A 7073-nucleotide genomic window follows, 5' to 3' on the forward strand; every position below is an offset into this window, starting at 1 on the left:
GTTTGGTGGTATTTCAGTTTGTGCTTTCCATTGTGCTCATTGCCGGGGTTATTATCATTTTTAACCAGCTTAACTATATTAAAAATAAGGATCTTGGGTTTGATAAGAACCAAAAAATGGTGTTTACCTTTTTTACCACCGATTCACGTGCGCACATGAATGCGTTTATGAATGATTTGCACGAACTACCCGAAATTAAGGCGATAAGCAAAGCCAATAACTATTTTGGCCAGGGCGGAGGCTATCATGACTGGGGCGTATTCCTTGCGGGCCAAAATATGGCCGGGTCGATTGATCAGCGTAATATGGCGAGCGATGAATTTTATGTACCTACTATGGGTATTAAGATGCTAAGCGGCCGCAATTTCAGGCTGAATGATACCGGCCGTGTGCTCATCAACGAATCGATGGCCAGGCGGTTGAACCTAACCCCTGAAAAAGCCATCGGCACCAAATTATTTGATGGCGATCCGGGATCGCGGGAAATTATTGGCGTGATGAAGGATTTTAATTTTGAATCGATGCGCCAAAACATTGGGCCGTTCATGCTCATGTATGACCCTAAGGCCAGCGATATTTTTAACGTGATCATCAGCGCCAGCAGTGCCGATTATAAAACGCTGGTATCTAAAATCGGGGCTATCTGGCGTAAGGATGTACCGGCCACCCCATTTGAATACGCTTTTATGGACGATCAGATACAAAAGCAATACGAAACTGAGATCACGCTGTCAAACATCATCAACTCATTTACGCTCATGGCTATCGTGATCTCTTGCCTTGGCCTGTTTGGCCTGGCGGTCTTCAGCGCCGAGCAGCGCAACAAAGAGATCGGCATCCGCAAGGTGCTGGGCGCCAGCGTGGGTGGCATTGTGCAACTGCTGTCAAAAGATTTTTTGAAGCTGGTTTTGGTATCCATCGTGATAGCAGTACCTATAGCTTACTTTGTTATGAATAAATGGCTGCAGGCTTTTGCCTACCGCGTTCCGCTAAGCTGGTGGATGTTTGCCGCGGCAGGTGTAATAGCAATTTTCATAGCCCTGTTCACCGTAAGTTTTCAGGCCATTAAAGCCGCGATAGCCAATCCGGTAAAGAGTTTGAGAACAGAGTAAGGAGGAGATAAAGCTGTCATTTCGAGCGATAGCGAGAAATCTTATGCGGTTTACAAAGCGAATTAGAATGGCGTATAAGATTTCTCTTTCGCACAACGCTCACAGCTGTTCATGCTCTATCGAAATGACAGTTTTTTTAAGTAATGTTATTAAAACCCTCTCCAAAGGAGAGGGTTGGATGAGGTTCCTACTTTCCTGCCTTCAATACCTTGTTAGCTTTGGCATAATCTACATAAATATATTTACCCAGTATGGTACGGTGCAGCTGTAGTTTGTAAGTTCCGGATGGCAAGGTAGCTTCCGTTTCAATAATATCAGTTTTAGCTTTGGTTGGCGATGTGGCCGGAGCTTTTTCGTTCAATAGCTCATACACTACCCTGCCATCCATTTGCGGCGGAACGGGTACGTTTTGCAGGTGCAGTACCGTGGGGGCTATATCCACGTTGGATGTTGGCAATTCGCTGGTATATCCTTTTTTAAAGCTTGGGCCTGATGCCATCAGGGCAATATGAACCTCGTACGGACTAAAGCCGCCGTGACCGGCAACTCCGCCCGAAAAACTGGCGCCGGCATAGCCAAAGGCATTTTTGCGATCGTCCCAATCCTCATCAACCAAAATATCGGCAGACCGGGTAGGGTGGTTCCAGTGAATGGCCTCAAACGAAAGCGTGCCACTTACCCAGCCTTTCAAATCTCCGCTTTTAGTACCACGGGTAAATACCGGGCCAATAAATTCCTGCTGCTGCAGGGTGGCCACAATTTTTTTAATTACCTCCGGATCATGGTCTTTTACGTAGATGGCACCCTCGGCAATCACCACATCTTCAGATAGGCGATCTTTTTTCAAACCTTTTTCTATTAACAAAGCGGCCATATTTTGTTTACCGACATGGGTTACAAAGCCATGATCGGTAGAGATGATGATGTTATAATGGTTGTACAGGTTTTTGGCTTTCAGCGAGTCAAGTATCCGCCCAAACTCATGATCAACAGATTTGATAGAGGCCATAGCAATTGCTGAGCCGATACCATTGGCATGTGCCGCGCCGTCCGGGTCAGAAAACCATATGGCGCTTACATCCGGGCCGTTTGCCGTAAGACCAAATTTGATGAGGGCATTGGCTACCCATACGTGCTGCAGGGTGTTTGGCTCTCCACCTGCGGGTACCGGGCCTATAGCCTCAATGACTGTATTTTTAAAAGATTCGGGCAGTATCATGGTAGGGTTAACAATAGCACCGCCGCTTACCAGGTGATTTTGTAACAAAGCCTGCCCGGTTGAGCCGGAGCTAAACACCATCATGCGTTTACCAGCTGCCTGCAATAACTGGCCCAGCGGAGTAGCGGTAAGCAATTTACCGTTGGTGGCCTGGCTAATGCGGTTCAGCTCAGATGCTTCGCCGGTGTTAAGTCCTTTAGTTTTATCAACTTCCGGGAAATAAACGGTATTGCCCATAAGTCCGGTTTTGGCCGGATAGCTGCCAGTTGAGTAGGCCGACGAGTTAACCCGGGTTACGGTAGGGTACACGCTGTGGTGCTGTTTGCCGTACGCGCCTTGCTGCCTGAAGGCATACAGGTTAGGCATAGCCTCGGGGGTGATATAATCGGGCCGCAAGCCGTCAAAAAACACAATAAGTGTTTTAGGTTTTGAATTATCCTGGGCGTGCAGCCCGGTTATAAAAGCTATACTGAGGGAGAGTAATACGATTGATTTTTTTAACATGACAATAAAGGCCTTTCTTAAGCCAATGGCAAATTAAAAATACAGGAATTACCTTAATGTTAATTTTGCGAGGGAATGATAAAAGTTAGCGTAATTACTTGGTTACAGAAAAATGGTGCAGGGGAAAATGAAGAGCGAGGAATCGTGCGATTCCCTTCCCTGGGAGGGGTTTCATTGGCAGCTCTATTTAATGGAAAAATGTAAAACCCCTCCCTACTACTACACAATTCCATAGCGCCCCTCTTCAGGGAGGGAATTAAAATCTTCGGATTTACCTGTTCCTTACTTCAAAATTTTGATCATGAAATTTTTGTACTCCACCTTCATAGGTGGGCCAACATGTACCTGCACGCCAATAAGGCCATCAAAGCGACGGTTGAGGGTATCGTTGTCAGTTACCTCGCTCATCAATTTGCCGTTGAGGTAATGCTTTAAGTTGTTGCCTTTGGCGATGATGTGCAGCTCGTTCCAACCATCGTAATTGATGCTTTTCAATAATTCTTCTTTACTACCCAGCGAATCGGTAACGCGAGGTTTTTGGCTATTGTCAATAACAACGCGCTGCCCTCGGAGGGCCAGGAACTGGCGACCGCGCTCTTCATAGTTCTGACCTGAATAGCGGGGATAACCCAGGTTGTACTTGTCTTTACCGTCAATATCCTGTTGGTAGCCTTTTAGGGCATAGGGTAAACTATCAACACGGGTACTGCGATAGTTTACACCGCTGTTACCCCGGGCAGATATGCGGTAGCTTACCTTGAGCTCAAAATTGGCCGGCTGGCCGCCTTTCCAGATCAGAAAAGTATTAACTTTTAAAATAGTGGCTGGCGTAACCTCACCAATGATCTCACCGCTATCCACACGCCAATACTTGGGGTCGCCTTCCCAGCCATTCAGGGTTTTGCCGTCAAACATGGGTTTAAATCCTTTATCGGCAGGTTTAATAAAGGTAAATGCTGTTAGTAAAGCCAGCAGCAATACCGCAGGCAGCAACAATTTATTGGTTTTCATAATTGGTTTATAATAAGTGAATATGCAAACTAACAACGGAATAACAATCCTGTACAATCCCGGTTGTCGACTCACCCCGACATCGCTACGCTTGTCGACCCTCTTTTCGCCTGTGGCGGAAAGAGGGTGGAAAAAATTGTCATCGCAAGGAACAAAGTAATAACACGACTTTTATGTTATCCATTTTCTCACTACACTCTTTGCCCATAGGGCAGAGAGTGTGGTCCAGCAAAGCGCAGACCGGGTGAGTCAGCCCCGTTAATCAGTTCCGTTTTGTACAATTTTAACACTACGTTTTGTTGTTAATTTGCCTTACCTGCCTTGATTTTTTATAACTTTAATAAACAGGCTGGTATTAAAAAGGGAAAAGAAGCTATAATGGTATTCAAAGAAATTCTTCCGCAGGTAAAGCTCAGGCCATATATTAAAACGCTGTATTTTTATGAGTCGGACTCAGCTGCCGATTATGATGATATCGTGTTCCCGAGCGGTACTATGGAGGTGATATTTAACCTGGGGCAGGGTAGCTGGAAAACCAAAAAAGACGGAACTTTTTATACCACTCCGCCTATCGAACTTTGGGGACAGATCACCAAACCGCTGGCCATTAAATCGGTTGGTAGAAACGTAATGCTGGGCATCCGGTTCTATCCGCACTCGGCAGCTTATTTTTTTAATGAAAGCATATCCGAGTTTAATAACGAGATTGTTGGCGCGGCCGATGTGTTTGGCGTATCGTTAAAAACGCTGCATGAAAAACTGATGGAGACCGGTGGTTTAGATAAACGCATAGCTTTGGTTGAGGATTACTTATGCGACAGGCTGCGTATTTCAGAGAAACGGCATGACAAGATCAAATTCATTGGCGAAATTGTAAACAACCTGAAAACGGATTACAACCGGGAGATCATCGCAGTTTCGGTTCGTAATAATATATCAACCCGGTATCTGAATATGTTATTCTCTCAATATACCGGGCTGCCGCCGAAGTTGTTTTGTAAGATAAACCGCTTTCAGCACAGCCTAAACCTGGTAAACGCCAATGACCAAAAACTAACCGATGTAGCTTATGACGCGGGGTATTTTGATCAGTCGCATTTTATCAGGGAGTTTAAACTGTTCACCGGGCTCACGCCTAATTCCTTTGCCGCGCAGGCTTCGCCTATAAACCAGTTTTTGGCGGGGAATTAAAACAGAAGCGCCACAGATTACAGTCGCTTCTGTTATTTGTTATTGTCCTTTTACAACTACTGTTTGGCAGCCCAGGCATCCATCTTGCCTTCAAACACGGCAAGCGGCATGGCTCCATCTTTTAAAACCTGATTATGGAACTCGGCCAGGTTAAATTTGCTGCCCAGTTGTTTTTCGTATTTGCTACGGAGCTCACGTATTTTTAAGGCGCCTATTTTATAGCCCAATGCCTGACCCGGAATGGCCATATAGCGTTCAATCTCAGCAGTTGCACCTTGTTCGTTAATAGCCTCGTTATCCATCATATATTTAATGGCCTGCTCGCGGGTCATATTTTTGGTGTGGATAGCCACATCAACAACCAGGCGAATGGCGCGGTGTATTTCATCGCCCAGTGCACCCATATATTGATAAGGGTCGGTGTATAAGCCCAGCTCTTTACCTAACGATTCGCAGTATAAAGCCCAGCCTTCTACATAAGCATTTTCGTTACCATCAAACCTCCGGAATTTAGGGAGCGACTCATTTTCCTGCGTTAAAGATATCTGGTAATGGTGACCCGGAATGGCCTCATGTAAAAATAACGACTCCATACCCGAAGTGATGTTGAACTTAGTAGCATCCAATATCGGTACATAAAAAATACCCGGCCTGCTGCCATCTGCCGAACCTGCATTATACTCTGCACTGGCCGACGCAGCCCGGAAAGCCTCCGTTTGCCTGATCTCAAACGGAGTTTTTGGCACATGATTAAACATTCTCTCTAAGTTAGGCTCCATGCGCTTATGTATGTTCTCAAATGCGGCCAGAACCTCTTTAGGGGTTTTGTAGGGCGTAAACTTAGGGTCGGTTCGCATATATTCAAAAAACGCCTTCAGGTCGCCTTTAAAACCAACGCTGGCTTTAATGCTATCCATAATGCCACGAATGCGGCTTACCTCTTTCAAACCCGTTTGGTATTTCTTCGGGAGTTTTGTCAGTAGTGGTTTGCTGTTTTACCAGGTAAGCGTATTTGGCAGCGCCATCAGGCAGTGCCGAAAAGCCCGAAGTGCTGCGCGCGTGCGGCAGGTATTCGGTTTTCAGATAATCGGCCAGTTTTTTATAAGTTGGAGATATTACCGTGGTAATTGCTTTTTTGTATTCCTCGGTCAGTTGCTTTTTATCGGCATCTGAAAAATCTTTTGGCAAATTGGTGATAGGGCCATAAAACAAGCTTTTAGTTGGATCGGTAACTACAAGGTCTTCCAGTTCGGGAACCATTTTTGTAACCAGCGCTTTTGGCAAAACCACCCCGGCTTTGATGCCTTTATTAAAATTATTGATGGCGGTATCGGCCCAAACGGCAAATGCCGAAACACGTTTTAGCCAGTTGTTATAATCCTTTACAGTTTTAAAAGGCTGCGCACCTACACCCGAGCCCAGTTGGCCCATAGTAAGCGGCAGTGCATAAAACTGGTTAAAGGGCATGTACTCAAAATGATGGGTAAAATCATCCAGGGATAGCTGTGCCTCGTAAATGAAAATATCATACGATAGCTGGTCAGCCTCACTCAGGTCCTGGCGGTTAAAGTGTTTTACCTGTGCCAAATAGTTGGCATAAAAGGCTTTGGATTTGGCTAAAAATTCTGCCGATCCATCATTGGGTAATTGGTCGTTATAACGGTTGTCGCCAATATAGGTGGCATTAATGGGATACAATTTGAGCGACTCTTCAAAGTAGTTGTCAAATACTTTGGCCAGCTCTTTATTATCGGCTTTGCCCGTATCGGCAGTTTTGGGCTGCTTACAGGCAACCAAAGCGGCAGCGGCAAAAAGGTATAGGAATGTTTTTTTCATTTAAGTGATGCTTTATAGGTAAAGCTAATAAAATGATTTAATAGTGGTAACGGCATCTATAACAACTATGTCATTGCCGTAAGGAGCAAAGCAATCGTGAACCATACCGATTCTCTCTGTACAATGTGCGATTGCCACGCTATCGCTCGCAATTGTAAAGGTCAAGTAATTCGGTAACAGAATTAGCTTTAGATATTAAA

General features: G+C 45.2%; 4 protein-coding genes and 1 pseudogene. 2 read left to right on the forward strand and 3 right to left on the reverse strand.

Annotated elements, in window-relative coordinates; translation table 11 throughout:
• The coding region (locus AAGC65_RS23770) for an FtsX-like permease family protein (RefSeq protein ID WP_343114958.1) at positions 1 to 1112 on the forward strand (1112 nt) is incomplete at its 5' end.
• A 187-nt stretch (positions 1113 to 1299) separates the two neighbouring features.
• On the opposite strand, the gene AAGC65_RS23775 is transcribed toward AAGC65_RS23770, so the two are convergent.
• Both AAGC65_RS23775 and AAGC65_RS23780 read right to left on the reverse strand, forming a co-directional pair.
• Positions 1300 to 2835 (reverse strand): alkaline phosphatase family protein, encoded by a 1536-nt coding sequence (locus AAGC65_RS23775; RefSeq protein WP_343114959.1) that lies wholly within the window; start codon positions 2833 to 2835, stop codon positions 1300 to 1302.
• A 282-nt stretch (positions 2836 to 3117) separates the two neighbouring features.
• On the reverse strand, positions 3118 to 3846 hold the full coding sequence (locus AAGC65_RS23780) for a DUF1080 domain-containing protein (RefSeq protein ID WP_343114960.1): 729 nt from the start codon (positions 3844 to 3846) through the stop codon (positions 3118 to 3120).
• A 378-nt stretch (positions 3847 to 4224) separates the two neighbouring features.
• Here AAGC65_RS23780 and AAGC65_RS23785 point away from each other — a divergent pair, with 378 nt between their 5' ends.
• Positions 4225 to 5037 (forward strand): helix-turn-helix domain-containing protein, encoded by an 813-nt coding sequence (locus AAGC65_RS23785; protein ID WP_343114961.1) that lies wholly within the window; start codon positions 4225 to 4227, stop codon positions 5035 to 5037.
• Between the two features lie 56 nt (positions 5038 to 5093).
• Here AAGC65_RS23785 and AAGC65_RS23790 read toward each other — a convergent pair.
• A pseudogene (locus AAGC65_RS23790) lies at positions 5094 to 6873 on the reverse strand (DUF885 domain-containing protein).
• Positions 6874 to 7073 lie beyond the last annotated feature (200 nt).

It is taken from the genome of Mucilaginibacter sp., assembly GCF_039207105.1.
GTDB lineage: Bacteria > Bacteroidota > Bacteroidia > Sphingobacteriales > Sphingobacteriaceae > Mucilaginibacter.

What these genes read in the sequence shown, in the direction of transcription:
- AAGC65_RS23785 (WP_343114961.1), top strand. Translation starts at nt 4,225, where the DNA reads ATGGTATTCAAAGAAATTCTTCCGCAGGTAAAGCTCAGGCCATATATT.
- AAGC65_RS23775 (WP_343114959.1), bottom strand. Translation starts at nt 2,835, where the DNA reads ATGTTAAAAAAATCAATCGTATTACTCTCCCTCAGTATAGCTTTTATA.
- AAGC65_RS23780 (WP_343114960.1), bottom strand. Translation starts at nt 3,846, where the DNA reads ATGAAAACCAATAAATTGTTGCTGCCTGCGGTATTGCTGCTGGCTTTA.